The 1,063-nt window shown below is 64.9% G+C and carries 1 protein-coding gene; it reads left to right on the plus strand.

Annotated elements, in window-relative coordinates; translation table 11 throughout:
- On the plus strand, positions 1-1,062 hold a 1,062-nt coding region (locus FB009_RS32580), incomplete at its 5' end, for an S-(hydroxymethyl)glutathione dehydrogenase/class III alcohol dehydrogenase (RefSeq protein WP_024312464.1).
- Position 1,063: the final 1 nt, after the last annotated feature.

Genomic DNA, 1,063 nt, shown 5'->3' on the forward strand with positions numbered 1-1,063 from the left:
GAAGGGCCGCGGGCCGGCGAGGTTCTGGTCGAGGTGAAGGCGACCGGCATCTGCCATACCGACGACTTCACGCTTTCGGGGGCGGATCCGGAAGGGCTGTTCCCGGCGATCCTCGGCCATGAGGGCGCCGGCATCGTCGTCGATGTCGGCCCGGGCGTCACCAGCGTCAGGAAGGGCGACCACGTCATCCCGCTCTATACGCCGGAATGCCGCTCCTGCCCCTCCTGCCTGTCGCGCAAGACCAATCTGTGCACCGCCATCCGCGCCACCCAGGGCCAGGGGCTGATGCCGGACGGCACCTCGCGCTTCTCGATCGGTGGCGACAAGATCCACCATTATATGGGCTGCTCGACCTTTTCGAACTTCACCGTGCTGCCGGAGATCGCCGTCGCCAAGGTCAATCCGGACGCCCCCTTCGACAAGATCTGCTATATCGGCTGCGGCGTCACCACCGGCATCGGCGCGGTGATCAACACCGCACGGGTGGAGATCGGCGCCACCGCCATCGTCTTCGGCCTCGGCGGCATCGGGCTCAACGTCATCCAGGGGCTTCGCCTGGCCGGCGCCGACATGATCATCGGCGTCGACCTGAACAACGACAAGAAGCCCTGGGGCGAAAAGTTCGGCATGACCCACTTCGTCAATCCGAAGGAAGTGGGCGAGGACATCGTGCCCTATCTCGTCAATCTGACGAAGCGCGGTGCCGATCAGATCGGCGGCGCCGACTACACCTTCGACTGCACCGGCAACACCAGGGTCATGCGCCAGGCGCTGGAAGCCTCGCATCGCGGCTGGGGCAAGTCGGTGATCATCGGCGTTGCCGGGGCCGGTCAGGAGATCTCGACCAGGCCGTTCCAGCTCGTCACCGGCCGCACCTGGATGGGCACCGCCTTTGGCGGCGCGCGCGGGCGCACCGACGTCCCGAAGATCGTCGACTGGTACATGGAGGGCAAGATCGAGATCGATCCGATGATTACCCACACCATGCCGCTCGAGGACATCAACAAGGGGTTCGAACTCATGCATTCCGGCGAGAGCATTCGAAGCGTGGTCCTCTATTGAG

It is taken from the genome of Sinorhizobium medicae (genome assembly GCF_007827695.1).
GTDB classification, from domain to species: domain Bacteria; phylum Pseudomonadota; class Alphaproteobacteria; order Rhizobiales; family Rhizobiaceae; genus Sinorhizobium; species Sinorhizobium medicae.